At 63.0% G+C, this 16,040-nt stretch carries 13 protein-coding genes; 5 read left to right on the top strand and 8 right to left on the bottom strand.

The window, feature by feature from the left end:
- Positions 1–6: 6 nt before the first annotated feature.
- Positions 7–1,776 (top strand): cyclic peptide export ABC transporter, encoded by a 1,770-nt coding sequence (locus ACOSV0_RS24650; RefSeq protein ID WP_434114534.1) that lies wholly within the window; start codon positions 7–9, stop codon positions 1,774–1,776.
- 117 nt (positions 1,777–1,893) lie between these two features.
- Here ACOSV0_RS24650 and ACOSV0_RS24645 read toward each other — a convergent pair whose 3' ends face one another.
- The 7 genes from ACOSV0_RS24645 to ACOSV0_RS24615 form a co-directional block, all read right to left on the bottom strand.
- Complete coding sequence (locus ACOSV0_RS24645; RefSeq protein ID WP_434114532.1) at positions 1,894–3,006, bottom strand: ABC transporter substrate-binding protein; 1,113 nt, start codon at positions 3,004–3,006, stop codon at positions 1,894–1,896.
- Between the two features lie 53 nt (positions 3,007–3,059).
- A complete protein-coding gene (gene fhuF / locus ACOSV0_RS24640) occupies positions 3,060–3,899 on the bottom strand; it encodes a siderophore-iron reductase FhuF (RefSeq protein WP_434114530.1) in 840 nt (279 codons plus the stop codon).
- A complete protein-coding gene (gene fhuB / locus ACOSV0_RS24635; protein ID WP_434114529.1) occupies positions 3,896–6,004 on the bottom strand; it encodes a Fe(3+)-hydroxamate ABC transporter permease FhuB in 2,109 nt (702 codons plus the stop codon). The genes fhuF and fhuB overlap by 4 nt, the downstream gene beginning before the upstream one ends.
- The gene (locus ACOSV0_RS24630) at positions 6,001–6,879 is read right to left on the bottom strand and encodes an ABC transporter ATP-binding protein (RefSeq protein ID WP_434114527.1); all 879 of its coding nucleotides are present in this window, start codon (positions 6,877–6,879) and stop codon (positions 6,001–6,003) included. Before ACOSV0_RS24630 ends, fhuB begins: the two co-directional genes overlap by 4 nt.
- The gene (locus ACOSV0_RS24625) at positions 6,876–7,946 is read right to left on the bottom strand and encodes a TauD/TfdA family dioxygenase (protein ID WP_434114525.1); all 1,071 of its coding nucleotides are present in this window, start codon (positions 7,944–7,946) and stop codon (positions 6,876–6,878) included. Before ACOSV0_RS24625 ends, ACOSV0_RS24630 begins: the two co-directional genes overlap by 4 nt.
- A gap of 54 nt (positions 7,947–8,000) precedes the next feature.
- Positions 8,001–8,258, bottom strand: a complete 258-nt coding sequence (locus tag ACOSV0_RS24620; protein ID WP_408519920.1) for an MbtH family protein — start codon at positions 8,256–8,258, stop codon at positions 8,001–8,003.
- Between the two features lie 130 nt (positions 8,259–8,388).
- The gene (locus ACOSV0_RS24615; protein WP_434114523.1) at positions 8,389–9,060 is read right to left on the bottom strand and encodes an RNA polymerase factor sigma-70; all 672 of its coding nucleotides are present in this window, start codon (positions 9,058–9,060) and stop codon (positions 8,389–8,391) included.
- A 487-nt stretch (positions 9,061–9,547) separates the two neighbouring features.
- Here ACOSV0_RS24615 and ACOSV0_RS24610 point away from each other — a divergent pair, with 487 nt between their 5' ends.
- The 3 genes from ACOSV0_RS24610 (at position 9,548) to ACOSV0_RS24600 (ending at position 14,237) form a co-directional block, all read left to right on the top strand.
- Positions 9,548–10,708, top strand: a complete 1,161-nt coding sequence (locus ACOSV0_RS24610; protein WP_434116118.1) for an iron-containing alcohol dehydrogenase — start codon at positions 9,548–9,550, stop codon at positions 10,706–10,708.
- 403 nt (positions 10,709–11,111) lie between these two features.
- Positions 11,112–12,878 (top strand): collagen-like triple helix repeat-containing protein, encoded by a 1,767-nt coding sequence (locus tag ACOSV0_RS24605; RefSeq protein ID WP_434116116.1) that lies wholly within the window; start codon positions 11,112–11,114, stop codon positions 12,876–12,878.
- A 90-nt stretch (positions 12,879–12,968) separates the two neighbouring features.
- Positions 12,969–14,237 carry an isoprenylcysteine carboxylmethyltransferase family protein gene (locus tag ACOSV0_RS24600; RefSeq protein ID WP_434114521.1) on the top strand — a complete coding sequence of 423 codons (1,269 nt, stop codon included), beginning with the start codon at positions 12,969–12,971 and terminating at the stop codon, positions 14,235–14,237.
- Between the two features lie 218 nt (positions 14,238–14,455).
- Here ACOSV0_RS24600 and ACOSV0_RS24595 read toward each other — a convergent pair whose 3' ends face one another.
- The gene (locus ACOSV0_RS24595; protein ID WP_434114520.1) at positions 14,456–15,334 is read right to left on the bottom strand and encodes an EAL domain-containing protein; all 879 of its coding nucleotides are present in this window, start codon (positions 15,332–15,334) and stop codon (positions 14,456–14,458) included.
- Between the two features lie 426 nt (positions 15,335–15,760).
- Here ACOSV0_RS24595 and ACOSV0_RS24590 point away from each other — a divergent pair, with 426 nt between their 5' ends.
- Positions 15,761–16,039, top strand: a complete 279-nt coding sequence (locus ACOSV0_RS24590) for a transposase (RefSeq protein WP_434114518.1) — start codon at positions 15,761–15,763, stop codon at positions 16,037–16,039.
- Position 16,040 lies beyond the last annotated feature (1 nt).

Here is a 16,040-nt window from a genome sequence, read left to right as displayed (position 1 = left end):
TTGCCGATGACCGCTGCCAACGAGCGCTACGACGCGCCACCCCCGCTTTCTCCCTCAACCGCCGGTCAGCCCTCCGGCAAGCCGGCCATGCGCCTGATCGTGGCGCTGCTCAAGCGCTCGCGCGGCGCCTTCGCGATTGCCCTCACCGCCTGCGTGCTGAACGGCATCGCGAGCGTGCTGCTCGTCGCGACCCTAAGCCGCGCGCTGTCGCAACCGGGCGCGGCCGACATGTCGCTCGCGATGCGTTTCGCGCTATGCGCGGTGATCGCGCTTGTCACACGCGTTATCACCGGCGTGCTGTTCGCGCGACTTTCACAGGACACGATGGCGCAGTTGCGCGAACATGTCGCACGGCGCGTCGCCGAGGCCGAACTGCGCGACGTGGAACGGATCGGTGCTGCGCCCGTGCAGTCGGTGCTGACCGACGACGCCACCAACGTGTCGATGCTGTTCTTCGCGCTGCCCAATCTCGTGATGCACGGCTCGATCGTGTTCGGCTGCCTCGGCTATCTGGCGTGGCTGTCCTGGCCGGTCTGCCTGCTCGCGGTCGCCGCGATCCTGGTCGGTTCGCTCGGCTATCACGCGGGCGACAAGCGGGCGATCGCTTCGCTCGAAGCCGCCGGCCGTTCGCAGGACAAACTGTTCGGCTATCTCGGCGCGCTGTTCACCGGCGCGAAGGAGCTGAAATTGCATCAGGCGCGCTCGCGTCAATTCGTCGACGGCCAGCTCGGCTCGGCAATCGACGAAGTGCGCGACCACCGGCGTCAGGCATTCAGCGCCTATGCGGTCGGGGTCGGCTGGATCGTGTTCCTGTTCTATGTGTTTCTGGGTGTCGCCGCATTCTGGCCGGCACTTGGCGTGCACGCTGACGCGCCGTCCGCGTCGGGCTATGTCGTGGTGTTCCTGTTCATGCTGCTGCCGCTGGACGGTTTGCTGAACAACGTGCCGACGCTGAATGCGGCACGTGTATCGCTCGACCGCATCGAAAAGGTGATGAGCGAATTCGGCGCCCTGCGCACCGCGCCGCCGCCGGATGAAAACGCATCGCACGCGCCGTACCAGACCCTTACGTTGCGCGACGTCACACACTCGTATTTCCATGAGCGCGACGAACGGATGTTCCGCGTCGGGCCGGTCAATCTGACTTTCAGACCCGGCGAGATGGTGTTTATCGTCGGTGGCAACGGCAGCGGTAAAACGACACTTGCGAAGGTGCTCACCGGCCTGTACGAACCGGAAGACGGCACGATCGAACTGGATGGCAAGCCGATCGGGTTCGCCGAACGCGCCGCGTACCGGCAGCGCTTCACCGCCGTGTTCAACGACTTCCATCTGTTCGACGCGCTGCTGGGTATCGTCGATCCGAACGCTGCATCGCGCGCGCAGGCCGATGCCCGCGCGAACGCACTGGTTGCGAAACTGGCGCTCGACCACAAGGTCCAGGTGGTGAACGGCGCGTTCTCGACGCGCGCGCTCTCCACCGGGCAGCGCAAACGTCTGGCGCTGGTCGTCGCGTATCTGGAAGACCGGCCGTTCTATCTGTTCGATGAATGGGCCGCGGATCAGGACCCGCAATTCAAGGCGGTGTTCTATGAACAACTGCTGCCGGAATTGCGCTCACGCGGCAAGACGGTGCTCGTGATCAGTCACGACGATCGTTACTTCCATCTGGCGGATCGTGTGTTGAAGCTGGACAACGGCAGTATCGTCAGCGAAACCTATGGCGCGGCGCAGGCTGTCGAGCACAGTGCGGTTGCTAACGGCACAGTCGGGTAAGTTCAGTCTGGTGAATTTCACGCTGGGCGTGTTGGTCCGAACGCCCGGCGTGCTGTAACTGCAACTGCGATAAGGACCAGCCTTGGGCCGAATAACGCCCATGCGTTTTTCAGCCGCTTACTTGCTTGTAGAAGGGGCCGGCAGAGAGAGTAGCGCTTCCGTCATCGTATCGGCCATCCGCAGCGCGGACATCGGTCCGCCAAAACCCCAGATATTCCGTTCGACAAGACCCACGCGCCCCGCGCTGCGTGCCGGCACGAAGCGCCAGATCGGCGAATCGAGTTTGGTTGCGAGCGGCACACCGGGTTCGGTTGCGCTGACGAACAACACCGTGAGGTTCGGCTTCTTCAGCAGATCTTCCGACGTCACGTAGGAAGTGCCTTCCCGCGTCGGCTCGGCGGGCCACAACTCGAGGCCAAGCGCGTGCGCGACACCGGCTGCCGTGCTGTTTCCGGTAAATGACCAGTAGCGGTCAGGCAGTCCCAACTCCTGTAACCAAGCTATCTGTTCACCTCGGCGGCCGGCTTGCGCGAGACGTTGTGCGTCGCGCGCAAAACCCGCGTCGACCTTGGCTTCGACTGCGCGCGCCGCCTCTTCACGATCCGTCAGGCAGCCGATGGTGCGAAGGATTTTTCGGCTCCAATCGAGTTGCGTGACACGGGCGCCGTCTTCGGTGAAGTTCGGGCCGTATTTGAATAGCACGGTAGGCGCGATTCGTTCGAGCGCCGCAAAGATCGGCGCGTGGCGCAGGCCGACGCCGAGGATCAGGTCCGGTTTGGCCGCCGCGATCGCTTCGAGACTCGGTTCCTGTCGTGTGCCGATGTCCGGTACCGAAACAAGGCGCGCATCGTCGTAACCGATCCACATCGGGTAGTACTCGGGATCGGCCATGCCGACCGGCGTGATGCCGAGTGCGGCAAGGTCTTCGGCGAACATGAATTCGAGCACGACGATGCGCTTTGGGCGTACGGGTAGCGAAGGGCTTATCTGGGAAACGACTGGATTGTCGGCGAGTGACGTGCAGGCTTGCTGCGTTTGGGCGGCGGCGTGAATAGCAGTGGCCTCGCCAGCACTGCTGCTTTCGCCGTTTGCGCGAGTGAAACGAGTTGCGCTACTTGCGTTGTTCACATCAGCAGTCTTGACGACATGGTTTGCGTTGGTTGCAGTTGTTGCATCGCCAGCACTGCCCTGCGCGAATGCATGGGAATGGGCCAGCAGTGTCACTGCCATCGCCGTGGCCGCGCATACCCGCTTGAGCCGTTGCGTTTTCCTCGCGCGATTCGTCAATTCGAGGCGCCCTGCAAAGCGATTTCCGCGTCGTTCATCGTCAACAGCAAGGGGCAGCGTCCACACAGTTGCGTCTCTCCAGGAATTTCATAACGTACGCAGCACACACGTCGTGCGCTAAATGGGTTCGGCAAGTTCGTGGCGCGCGGTGTAGCGAGGCGCACCGGCATGCGCAGCGGATTGGCCTCGCCATCGATGGCAAGCGGGCCGAAAAGCCACGCGGCATCGTCGGCTAAATCGAACTGGGGCGTGCATTGTTCGAACAGGTAATCGAGCAGATTGCCGGCGTTGCTCCACAACACGCGCGGCGCAATTTTTGTCATCGCACTGAGGGTCCCGATCACGGTATCCAGATGCTCGACGAGCGGCGCGTAGCGGGCGGCCGGATCGGTTGCAGGCGCTTGCAACGCGTCCTGAGCGAAATAGAGCGCGACAGGCAGGCCGCCTCGCAGCACAACGCGAGTCTTTTCCGGCGACAAGTCGAGCGGACGGCCCAACATCGCCGCCGCCACAAAACCGGCGGATGCCGCGAAACCGAAGTAGTACTTGCTCCATTGCGAGAGCAACGCACGTGCGTGCGTTTCGCGCTCGCCGCCGTAGAGCTCGACCATGGCATCGAGTAAACCGGTGCGATAGCGTGCTAATTCCGCTATGGCGATAACGACTGGCCGACCGGTTTCGTCTTCCACCAACGTGGGTTCGTCGCTCGCGTCAGGCGTGCCGAGCCACACATGCTCCAGATAGTGCGCGATCGAGTCCGGCGCATATTTCGCGAGGCACTGCGCGCGGCAATCGTCCTTCGGTGTGATGGCCGACGCATACTCCTGCTGCCTCACCGTTTGCCCCGCTTCTCGCGCCGAGCCTCCACGATCAGCAACGCGAGCAGATAAGGCGCGCCGATCAACGCTGTCAGCACACCCGCGGGAATTTCGCGCGGCGCCAACAGCGTACGCGCCGCGATATCGGCGATCACCAACACCAGCGCACCACATGCGGCGGCGAGCCACAGACGCGTGCGATGCGCACGCGCCCCCAGCATCGATGCAAGATGCGGCGCCATCAAACCGATAAAGCCGACTGGCCCAACCGCGGCCACTGCGGCGCACGCGGCCAACGTCGCCACGGTCAGCACCAGCGGACGCAGCACGCCAATCGGCAAACCGAGTGCCGCCGCCTGGTCGTCGCCTAAGGCGAGCAGATCGAGCGGCCGCGCGAGCAGCGCGAACACAGGAACCGCCAGCACGCACCACGGCAACAACGTCGTCACCTCGCCCCAACTACGCCCATACGTCCCGCCGACCAGCCACACGACAAAACGCGCGGGCTGCACGCTTTGCTGCGTGATGAGCCATTGCGATAGCGTGGTCCATAGTGTGCCGATCACGATACCGGTCAGCGCGACGGCCAACGGCGCATAGCGATGCCGTCGATTGAGCAATAGCGTAAGCGCCAGCGTTATACCGCCGCCGGCGAGCGAGGCCACAGCCAGCGTCGAATGTGTGGCGAGCGGCCACGCGACGAGCGCCGCGAGCGTGGCGAGGCCCGCGCCTTGCGTCACGCCCAGCACTTCCGGCCCGGCAAGCGGATTGCGCACGATGCTCTGCATCAGCACCCCACTTGCCGCCAGCAAGGCACCTGCCAGCAATGCACAGATCAGCCGCGGCAGACGCAAATCGAGTAGCATGCGCGCGAGTTCGTCACGCTGATCGAACACAGCGAGCCAGCGATGCACGCCGATCGTGGTCGGACCAAACGATGCACCCGCGCAGACGATCAGGATGCCAAACATCAGTAATAACGCTGTCGTCAGCGGCCAGGGCCACGCGTCGAGGATCCGTACGAAGCGCGTTCCGGCGCGCACGGCGGGACGATCCTGTCCGGCATGCAACGCGCCCGACCACGCCGCGCCGCTGCGAATCATCGCGAGCATCAGCGGCGTGCCGACGAAGGCGATCGCTACACCGGTCGAGAGCGTGGCATCGAGATTGAGCGCCTGTACCGCGCTATCGGTGAACAGCACGAGCGCGCCGCCCACCAGAGCGGACAATGGCACAAGCACAGCCAGACGCGAAGCCTTCGCACTGCGTGCCTGCCGCAACAGATTCGGTGCAATCAAACCGACATACGACAGCGGTCCGGCCACGCTCACCGCAACGCTCGCGAAACCGACAGCTACCACCATCGCCGCGAGCCGCGTCGCGTCGACGCGCACACCGGCCGCAGCGGCAGCGTCGTCGCCGAGTGCAAGCGGGTCAAGCGGACGGATCACGAAAGGCAACGCGATGAGCGGCAGCACGAGCCAGGCGGCCGCGATCTTCAAACCGGCCGCGCCCGGTTGATAAAGACTGCCGCTCGCCCACAGCGACACGCCGACAATGCTTTGCTCGAAAAACGCGAGAATCAGCGTAGTAAGCGCGGAAAACAGCAGCATGCACACGCTGCCGGCGAGCACGAGCCGCAACGGTGTCGCGCGCCAGCCGCCTGCCGCTGCGGCCACGCACGCGGCGGCGGCAAGGCCGCAAACGAACAGCAGCGGCACCGACGCCACGCCCGCCAGCGACGGCACCAGCATCGCTGCGACCAGGCCGAGTTGGGCGCCACCGGTGATGCCGAGCAGGTCCGGCGAAGCTAGTGGATTCCGTGTCAATGACTGGAACAACGTGCCGGCGACAGCAAGGCAGCCGCCGGCGACCAACGCCGCCAGGATGCGTGGCGCGCTCAGGTCGAACAGCAGAATGCCGGCGAGTTGCGCGGCATCGCTGCCCGCGGGCGCGGCGAGCCACGTGCGAAAGCCGGGCGCGAGGCGCATTGCCGCCACCACCACGATCAACGCGACGAGCGCGCCGCCGATCATCCCGGCGCGGCTTTTCACCGGCGCGCGCCAGCCATCGATTGCAGGTTCATGACGGCGCATGCGTTTGCGCGCTGCAAGCGTCGTCATGCGGCGAGGTCCTTGCTCGTGGATACGGCGTCGCTCAAGGCCTCGTTGTTGAACCCAATGCCGGCCAGTTCCATGGCGTCACCCTCGTAAGCCGGCACGCACATCGGCGCGCCCGTCTGCGGATGCGCGAGCTTGAGCATCGGCACGCTGAAGGTTTCGTTCAGATGACGCGGGTCGAGCATCGCATCGGGCGAACCGTGAGCCACGATGCGGCCCGCGCGCATCAACACGATTTCGTCGCTGTAGGCGGCCGCCTGGTTCAGGTCATGCAGCACCCACACGATCGTCAGGCCGCGTTCGCGATTCAACCGCCGCAATTCGCGCAGAATGTCCAACTGATGATGGATGTCGAGATAAGTGGTCGGCTCGTCGAGCAACACGATCGGCGCCTGCTGCGCGAGCGCCATCGCGATCCATGCGCGCTGGCGTTCGCCGCCGGAGAGCGCGGCGACGTCGCGCGCGGCGTCGTCAGCGAGTCCGCTGGTGACGAGCGCTTCGTCGATAGCCGCATGGTCCGCGCGCGAAAGACCGCGCAGCCAGCCGCCGTACGCATAGCGGCCGTACGCAACCAGCTCGCGTACGGTAAGGCCCGACGGGATCTGGTTGAATTGCGCGAGCATTGTCAGCGTGCGTGCCAAGGCGCGTCGCCGGTATGAAGCGAGCGGCTTGCCGTCGACTTCGACACTGCCGGAGAGCGCCGGCTGCAAACCGGCGAGCGTGCGCAGCAACGTGCTTTTCCCGCAGCCGTTCGGTCCGCATAAAGCGGTGACGCGGCCTGCCGCGATCGTCAGGTTCAGGCCGTGGAGCACGACGTGATCGCGGTAGCCGACCGTCAGCGATTGCGCCGCGAGTGCTGCGCCCTGCGTTTTCGTCATTGCGCGGCCGTCCGCTGGTCGCCAGCATCTTTATCCGCGCTTGCGGATTTCATTGCGAATGCGCCCTTACCTTGCCCTTCGCTATAACTCTGCGCCATCGCGACGACGACTTTACGCGGCCCTTCGAACGGATCGCGCGCGTGTGCCGTCAACATGTTGTCGAGCATCAGCACGTCGCCCGTGAGCCATGGAAACACAATGCGCTGCTGATCGAGCACGCCGCGGATTTCCGCGAGCGCATCCGCTTCGAGCGGCTCGCCGTCGCCGTAATAGACGTTGCGCGGCACGTTTTCAAGGCCGACCGAATCGATCAACGCTTCCTGCATGTCTTCATCGAGCGACGAGAGATGGAACAGATTGGCCTGATTGAACCAGACCATCTCGCCGGTTCGCGGATGACGCGCCACCGCCTGACAGCGCTCGCGCGTGCGCAGCAGCAGTTCGCCGTCGCCACTGTCGCGCCATTCGCAATCAATGCCGCGCGTGCGGCAAATCCGCTCGACCACAGCGGGGTCGTCCGAACCGAAGGCTTGTTCCCAAGGCAGATCGAGCCCTTGCCCGAAGTTGCGGATGTACAGCAGTTCGCGCTTCGCAAAGCGCTCGACGAGCAACGGGTCGAGTGCACGATAGATCGCGCGGCTGTCGGCAATCGGTGTCGCGCCGCCGGCGCGCGCGGCGAGCGCACAGTGGAACCAGATACGCAGCGGCCACTCGCGTGTGTACGACTGCTCGTTATGCAAAGGAATCGAACGATGCGGCGGATATTCCGTCGACGTGTACACCGCGCCTTCCACCTGGCTGCGCGGCGTCGAGGCAAATTCATAACCGATCAGCGGATGCCCGAACGAACCGGCAAAGCGTTGGAAAGCGTCGATCGAGTCCACGCGAAAGCCGGTGAACAGCACGCCGCCGGCCTTTTCGAGCGTATCGTCAACGATCGCATGCAGCAGCGGCGCGGCCTCTTCCAGTGAAATCTCCGCGCCCGAACGCGGCGAGACGACAGTCGGCAGACCCGGCTCGATCGATAAATCGGCGAGCGTGGGCAATGGCATCGAAAGCATGGTCATGCGAATTCCTCTTGCAGAAGCGACGCGGCCTGGGGCTTATCCAGGCCGGCCCGATTACGCTGCGCTCGCCTTCGAGGCGGCCTCGTCCATGTGACGGCGCAAGCTGGCCGGACGCATGTCGGTCCACACAGACTCGATATGCGCGAGGCAGGCGGCCTTCGGACCGCTCACGCCCACTTCGCGCCAGCCGGCCGGCACGGCGCGGAAGGTCGGCCAGATCGAGTACTGCTCTTCGTCGTTGATGACAACCGTATAGGCGAGATCGTCCGCTTCGCCTGCTGCGGCGGAAGGGGTTTGCTGTGCTTGCGTCATGATGAATGGCTCAGTCGATGAATGGTCAGGATGCCTCAGCAGACTGCCGAAGGACTAACCCGGAACAGCGGCGCGGGCATCTCGCTCACACACCGCCTCTACTCAATTGACGTTTGGTGCGCGCGCTTTTTTACCGTCGGCGGGCACGGCCGCTGCAGAACGCAGGACCGGCCACGCCACGATTGCAGGCATCGAGGCAGTCGACGCAATGCTTCTCGGCGTCGCGCACCATGAAATGCACGAGTGTTTGCGAAACATCGAGCGCGCGTGCCGTGCTTTGCAGCGTTTCCTCGCGCAAGCGCACCATCTCGAACGCCGCGCGGCTGCGCGGCGGCAATTGGTCGAGCGCGTTATAGACATGCCGCAGCGTGTCGCGCACGAGCAGCGCCGCTTCGGGCGAAGGCTCTGGCGAAGGCACGTGCAGGCCGTCGTCTTCGTCGGCGTGATAGGTGTTTTCGAGGCTCTGGCGGCGGAATGCGTCGATCGACGCATTGCGCACCATGCGGGTCACGTAGGCAACGGGTTGCCGCACGGCGTCCTGATCCGGGAAATCGACCAGTTTGATAAAGACGTCGTGCACCACGTCTTCCGCAAGACTCGCGCAACCCACGAAGCCGCGCGCCAGATTCACAAGCATCGGCCGGTTGTCGATCAGCACGTCGAGCAGCGTGCTCTTTTCCCAATCGACAGAACGGGAATCGGTGCGCGCCCGCCGCGGAACCGGAGGACAGGCGACGCCGGCGCTGAGAACAGACATCGGTATCGCTGTTGAAGGCTCCCGCCGGATGAGCACCTCAGCCATAGATTCGCTCCGTATTTCTGAAGGAAGAGCGCCAATCTAACGTAAACGCGAATCATTCTCAATCAAGATTTGGAATAAGCTTACATTTCCGATAGTTTCGACTGATGAATCGTGGTTTCCGTGGGGAAGCAGTGTCAGCTAGAGGTGTTCACGAGCCGGCGTTCGCCGCCCTCTCGATGTCTTCCGACGTTCGGATGCCAAGCGGTCAACGCCATGCGGTCAGCGAGCGCGTTCGTGACAAATCGCTCGAGCTGGCTGTGCCACGTCAAAGCCACTAGAGCAAAGCGAGCCGGATCGGATGCGAATCTGGTACAACAGATGTCTGCGCCGATGCTTTCGCATCCGCTCGCGCAAGACCGCCAAGGCTTTGCCGCCAATGGTCGCCCCGGGATTCGTCTGCTTCAAAGCCCTGGCTTCGGCACGATCATTCCGCTGCCCGACCGACCGGCGAAGTCACGAGCCATATGCTGCCTGGAGACGCTGCATGATGAACGCATTCCGGTTTCAAACCGTGCCGACCATGGTTGTCGAGTTCGGCGCCGCGCGCCGTCTCGGCGCGTTGTTGCGCGCGCAATTTCCGTCGCTCACGCGGCTGTGCGTGGTAACGGATGGTTTTCTTCACAAGAGCGGACTGTTGAATCCCGCGCTCGCCGATCTCGCCGCGCACGGCTGGACCGCCACCGTGATCGACGACGTGATCGCCGATCCGCCCGAGCACATCGTGCTCGAAGCAACGTCGTGGGCACGCGAGGCCGGCGCGGAGATCGTGCTGGGACTCGGCGGCGGTTCGTCGATGGACGTGGCGAAGCTGATCGCGGTACTCGCTCCGCAACAGGAGCAGGCACTCAGCGAGATGTACGGCGTGAACAAGGTCACGGTATCGCGCCTGCCGCTCGTGCAGATGCCCACCACCGCGGGCACCGGCTCCGAGGTCACGGCCGTGTCGATCGTGACGGTGGGCGAGGCGAAGAAGATGGGCGTGGTCGCGCCGCAGCTGGTCGCCGATCTGGCCATTCTCGACGCGGAACTCACGCTCGGGCTGCCTGCTGCCGCAACGGCGGCAACCGGCGTCGACGCAATGGTTCACGCGATCGAGGCCTACACGTCGGCGCATTTGAAGAACCCGGTCTCCGACATGCTGGCGGTGAAGGCGCTCGAACTGCTGTCGCGCAATCTGTTGCCCGCGTGCGAGAACGGTCAGAATCGCGCGGCACGCGAAGCGATGTTGCTCGGCGCGGCGTTCGCGGGCCAGGCGTTCGCCAATTCGCCGGTGGCCGCGGTGCATGCGCTCGCCTATCCGATCGGCGGCATTTATCACGTCCCGCACGGCCTTTCGAATGCGCTCGTGCTGCCACACGTGTTGAGATTCAATGCCGAGGCCGCGGCGCATCTGTATGCAGAGCTCGCGGAGGTGATCGTGCCGGGCATCACGGGCAGCGCTGAAAGCCGGACGCTGGCGTTGATCGAACGGCTCGAACAGATGATTGCCGCGACCGCCATTCCGGCCCGCTTGCGCGATGTCGGCATCGAACGCAGCGGGCTCGAGCGGATGGCGAGCGATGCGATGTTGCAAACGCGGCTTCTGGTGAATAACCCCCGGCCTGTTACTGAAGCCGACGCGTTGGCGATCTATACCGCAGCGTTTTAATCAGCGCCTGGATCGCAAGTGAGTGCGGGGGCGCTGCGGTGTTCAGCAGCGGCCTCACGCCGTTACAGCCACAGGACGCGTTACGTAACGCGCGCGCGGAACACGGCCTGGCCGCCTTGGGCAGAATCGTGTTTTTTACGCTATAAGTTCTCTATTTATTAGTTTGTTTAAACATATATGCGCTTAAATATTGATATGACGATATAACTCGCATTTGGCGCATAACTTGCAGCGTTGCCCCCATCAACGGCCATTCAACGGGGACATCATGCAAAACTTCGCCGGTCGGACAGCCATCGCTGTCGCGACATCTACGTTACTCGCGCTTTACGGCTGCGGCTCCAGTCTCAATACCCCCGGTAGTGGGCTCGGCGGGGGCGGGCTCGGCGGGACTTCCGGGGCCATAGGGACTTCGGGGACTTCTGGTGGTAGTTCGGGTACTTCGGGTACTTCGGGTACCTCGGGCACTTCGGGCACTTCGGGCACTTCGGGCACCTCCGGCACCTCCGGCACTTCGGGCACTTCCGGCACCTCGGGCACCTCGGGTACTTCCGGCACCTCGGGCACCTCCGGTACTTCGGGTACTTCGGGTACTTCGGGTACTTCGGGTACTTCGGGTACTTCGGGTACTTCGGGTACTTCGGGTACTTCGGGTACTTCGGGTACTTCGGGCACTTCGGGTACTTCGGGCACTTCGGGTACCTCGGGCACTTCCGGCACCTCTGGTACTTCGGGTACTTCGGGTACTTCGGGTACTTCGGGTACTTCGGGTACTTCGGGTACTTCGGGTACTTCGGGCACTTCCGGCACTTCGGGCACTTCCGGTACCTCGGGCACTTCAGGTACCTCGGGCACTTCAGGTACCTCGGGCACTTCCGGTACCTCGGGCACTTCCGGTACCTCGGGTACTTCAGGCACCTCGGGTACTTCAGGCACTTCGGGTACTTCAGGCACCTCCTCCACCCCGATCGGCACTGTCGTCACTCAAGGCGGCAACCTCATCACCGCCATCGGAACAACCGTCGCGGATACGGGCAGCAAGGTCAGCGGCACATCGGTGCCGGGCGTCAACAGCGCCACCACCACCAATCTGGGCAACGCCATCACCGACCTCGGCAACGGCGTCAAGGTGCTAGGCAACGGCACCGCCGCCGGCCTCGGCACGCTGGGCAGCTCGACCAATCCGCTTGGCCCGACCCTGACTTCCACATCGGGCGTCGTCTCCGATGCCGGCGCCGCCGTCAAGGCAGTCGGCGGTGTGGTAACCAGCCTCGGCAGCGGACCGCTCGCACCGCTCGCCCCTGTGACGACGACATTGGGCACGGTCGTCGGTGGCGTGGGCAGCGGCGTCGTCGCGGTGGGCTCGGGATTGAACAAGGTCCTCACCAGCGGGCCGGTCCAGCAACTCGAGACGCAACTCAGCACGGCGATCAATCCGATCACCACCACCGTCTCGAACACGACTCAGACAGTCGGCAACGTCACGGGTCTGGGCGCGCCGCTCAACGGCCTGCTCAGCACGATTGGCAACGGACTCAACGCGGCCGGCCTGAAAGTATCGGGCGCAACCGGCGATCAGGTGGGCAAGGACGTCGGCGGAGTGGTCAGTCAGTTGGGCAAGACCGTCACCAGCACCGGCGGACTGTTGACCGGCGCGACCACCAATCCGCTCGCGCCGATCACGGGCCTGCTCGGCGGTCTCGGCGGCACGGGCACGGGCACCGGTCCCATCTCCATTCCGCCGCTTACCGGACTGCTCGGCAATCTCGGCTCGCTCGGAGGCACAGGCGGCAGCAGCGGCAACCCGCTCGCACCGATCACCGGACTGCTCGGCAACCTGGGTTCGCTCGGCGGCACGGGTGGCACCACCGGCACCGGCGGTCCGCTGGCGCCGGTCACCGGCCTCGTCAGCACGCTGACTTCGACGCTCGGCGGCGCATCGGGTCAAAGCTCACCACTCGCACCGGTCACGGGTCTCCTCAGCACGGTGACCTCGACTGTCGGCGGCGGGACCGGCAAGACCTCGCCGCTCGCACCGGTCACGGGTCTCGTGAGCGGCCTGACCGGCGGTACGGCCAGCAGCGGCAGCGGTTCGGCCGGTACGAATCTGCTGACGCCGGTGACGAATCTTGTCGGCGGTCTGCTTGGCGGAGTGGGCAGCAGCAAATAAGGCGGATGAATCAGCACTACGCCGGTACAGCGGCCGGGCCAAAAAAATCAACAGCCCGGCCGCCTTCAATGTCATGAATACGAGGATGACATGAACTCCACCTTCGATACCGTTGCGCACGCACACGATATGCGCCCGCGTTCGGCGACACCGTTTTCGGTCGGCCTGCTCGGCATCACCGCCGGTCTTCTCACGCTCTGGCTGCTGCGCAACAGTACAGCGCTGGACGGCGCGGACCGCGGCATCGCGTCCAGTCTCGCGATCATCGGGACCATCGCGATCTACGAGCTATTCGTCGCGCGCGTCTATCTGCGCCCGAGCGCCGGTCTCGCCAGCAGCGCGGTGCGACCGCTGAGCGTCGCGCGCGTCGCTTTACGTCTCGCCGCACTGGCATCCGTGTATGCCGGCATCGGTCTGCTCTACTGGTTATTGCCCGAGTATCACGGCGCGTTCTACAACCCCTTCTGGTTGCTGATCGACACGCTCGCGCCCTATGTGATCGTCGCGGCGCCGTTCTACTTTATGTGGATGGACCGGCACCAGCGCGAAGTCGGCGACGCGTATCTGCTGTGGGCACGTCTGCTGTTTCGCGGCGAGCGTCCCGCGAATTGGCGCCCTGTGCGGGAAATGCTGGCCGGCTGGATGGTGAAGGCGTTCTTCCTTCCGCTGATGATCGTTTATCTCTCGACCAATGCGGACCATCTCACGGCCTCACTGAACACCGCGCTGAACGAGCCCTTTTCTCTTGCGACGTTCAGGTTCATGTACGACCTGTCGTTTGCGATGGATCTGATGTTCGGCACGGTCGGCTACCTGTGCACGCTGCGCATACTCGACAGTCACGTGCGCAGCGCCGAGCCGACCACGCTCGGCTGGCTGGTCGCAGTGATCTGTTATCAGCCGTTCTGGTCGCTGATCTCGAACCAGTACATTCATTACGAAGGTTCGATGTTCTGGGACAACTGGCTCATTTCGTTCCCGATCATCAGAGTGATCTGGGGCACGGCGATCATCGCGCTGCTGCTGTGTTACGCACTCTCCACGATCTCGTTCGGCCTGCGGTTTTCGAACCTGACCAATCGCGGCATCATCACCTCGGGTCCCTACCGCTTCACCAAACATCCCGCCTATATCACGAAGAATCTGTCGTTCTGGATGGTCGCGGTTCCGTTCATCGAACCGTTGGGCTGGCGGACGGCGATCACGCACTGTGCCGCACTCGCGGCCGTGAACCTGCTGTATTTCATGCGCGCCAAAACCGAGGAACGGCATCTGATGAACGATCCCGAATATCGCGCCTATGCAGAATGGATTGCGAAGAATGGGCTATTCGCCCGAATCGCACGTATGTTTCAATAAGGCGTTTATTCGTCAATGCAATTGAAAGCATATTTTGCAATGCAACATTCATTAATGAACGCAGTCATTACAATTGGATTTTTTTACCGTCGACAATCGGTTGCCAATGGAAGTCGCCAATAGCTTTCGAGACGTAAACGCATAATTTTCGGCGAGCAGTGGATGCCCGCGTCGACAGCATTGCGTGCAAGACGTTACGTAACGTCTTGCACGGCTCGTCATGGTTCGCTACGTAGTGGGAGCACGCTGGCCAACCCGGCCTTCGGGCGTGAAAACACGAAGCCTTGCGCCAACGCTTCCGGCCATGAGCGCAGCCATTGCAACTGTGCTTTGGTCTCGACACCGTTCACCACGACCTGCACGTCAAGCGCATGGAGCAGATCCAGTAGCGCCGACATCACCACACAGGCACGAAGATCACGCGGGACCGCGGCCATCAGTTCAGGCGCCATCGTGACAGTGTCCACATCGAGCACGCCGAGCTGCGCGAGCGAGGACGCGCCGTTACCCCACTTGCCGAGCGAAATGCCCGCGCCCGCCAACCGGAGGCCCGCAGTCAAGGTACGCAAAGACAGGAGACGTGCCGCGTCGACGCTCTCGGGCACTTCGATTTCAAGCAGGTTGACCGGCACGCGATACGAGCGCGCAATGCGTATCAGATCGTCGGCAAACGATTCGAGCACGGCGACCTGCGCCGGCACCGTAATCGCCACCGGCAGCAACGTTCTCTTCGAAGCGAGACTGTCACGCAGTTCACGACATACGCCGTCGACGACGAACAAGGCCATCTCCAGCGCGACCTGCGGGTGCTCGAGCGGCATCATGAAAATGCCGGGAAGCAGCAGCCCGTAGTCGGGATGCGTCCATCGGACCTGCGCTTCGAGGCGCGCCAGCGCTCCGCTTGCCGCGCGATAAGCCCCTTGAAACACGAGATGAAATTCGCCCGCGCGCAAACCCTCGCTGACGCGGCTTTCGAGTTCGCTCAGCGCCATAGGATCGTCGCACGAGTCGACCCAATCAGTCTGTTCCGCACACGCGATACGCGCGCCGAACGTAGTTGCGAGCGAGACAGGCTTTTCATAATCGAGCGTTAACATGACGTAGGCGCAAATTTTTTAACCTGGCTAACGCATGCACATGTCATGCCAAGTGACATGTTCGTGGCGCAACGTAACGGCGCCCATGACTGAAGAACCCCGCAGGGCAATGGTCTGCGGTGATGCGACCCAATCTGTCGAGGCGCAATTCCTATCCTCATACAGGTGTATTAATCGCGAATGTTACGTAGCGTTCCGCATCGGCGTTACGGTGCGCCGCACAGTGAATTGATTACCACACGTCACTCCCTGCGCACTGATAAACTGCGACATGCATTACGAATAAAATCGCTATACAACAAGCAGAAAATTAAGCTGTCGCATTGCAGCAATAAAATTTGACCGAGAAAAAAAGATTTACTAGTATCGGCACGAACGCAGCATGCAACGACTGCGCATCTCCCACACAGTCATTCAAGGCGGCCGATGCTTCAGATTCCTCTTACCGATGCCGATTGGGCCCGCGTCCAAGGCCTCTTTCCTGTGGTCTCATCAGGCCGCGGGCGACCTCGTCGCAGCGATCGCGAGATCCTCAACGCGATACTCTGGGTGATGCAAACGAAAGAAAAATGGCACAGGCTGCCGGCAACGTTCCCGCCGCAACAGACTTGCTATCTCCGGTATATGGCGTGGAAAAGAACGGGCGTTCTGGACCAGGTGAATGAGCGCCTGCCTCTGTGCGATCCTGAGCTTTCAACCTGCTGAA

The sequence above is a fragment of the Paraburkholderia caffeinilytica genome (genome assembly GCF_051027425.1).
Taxonomy (GTDB): domain Bacteria; phylum Pseudomonadota; class Gammaproteobacteria; order Burkholderiales; family Burkholderiaceae; genus Paraburkholderia; species Paraburkholderia caffeinilytica_A.
Note: the sequence above shows the minus strand (reverse complement) of the source record. Positions and strands in the feature narration are given on the sequence as shown.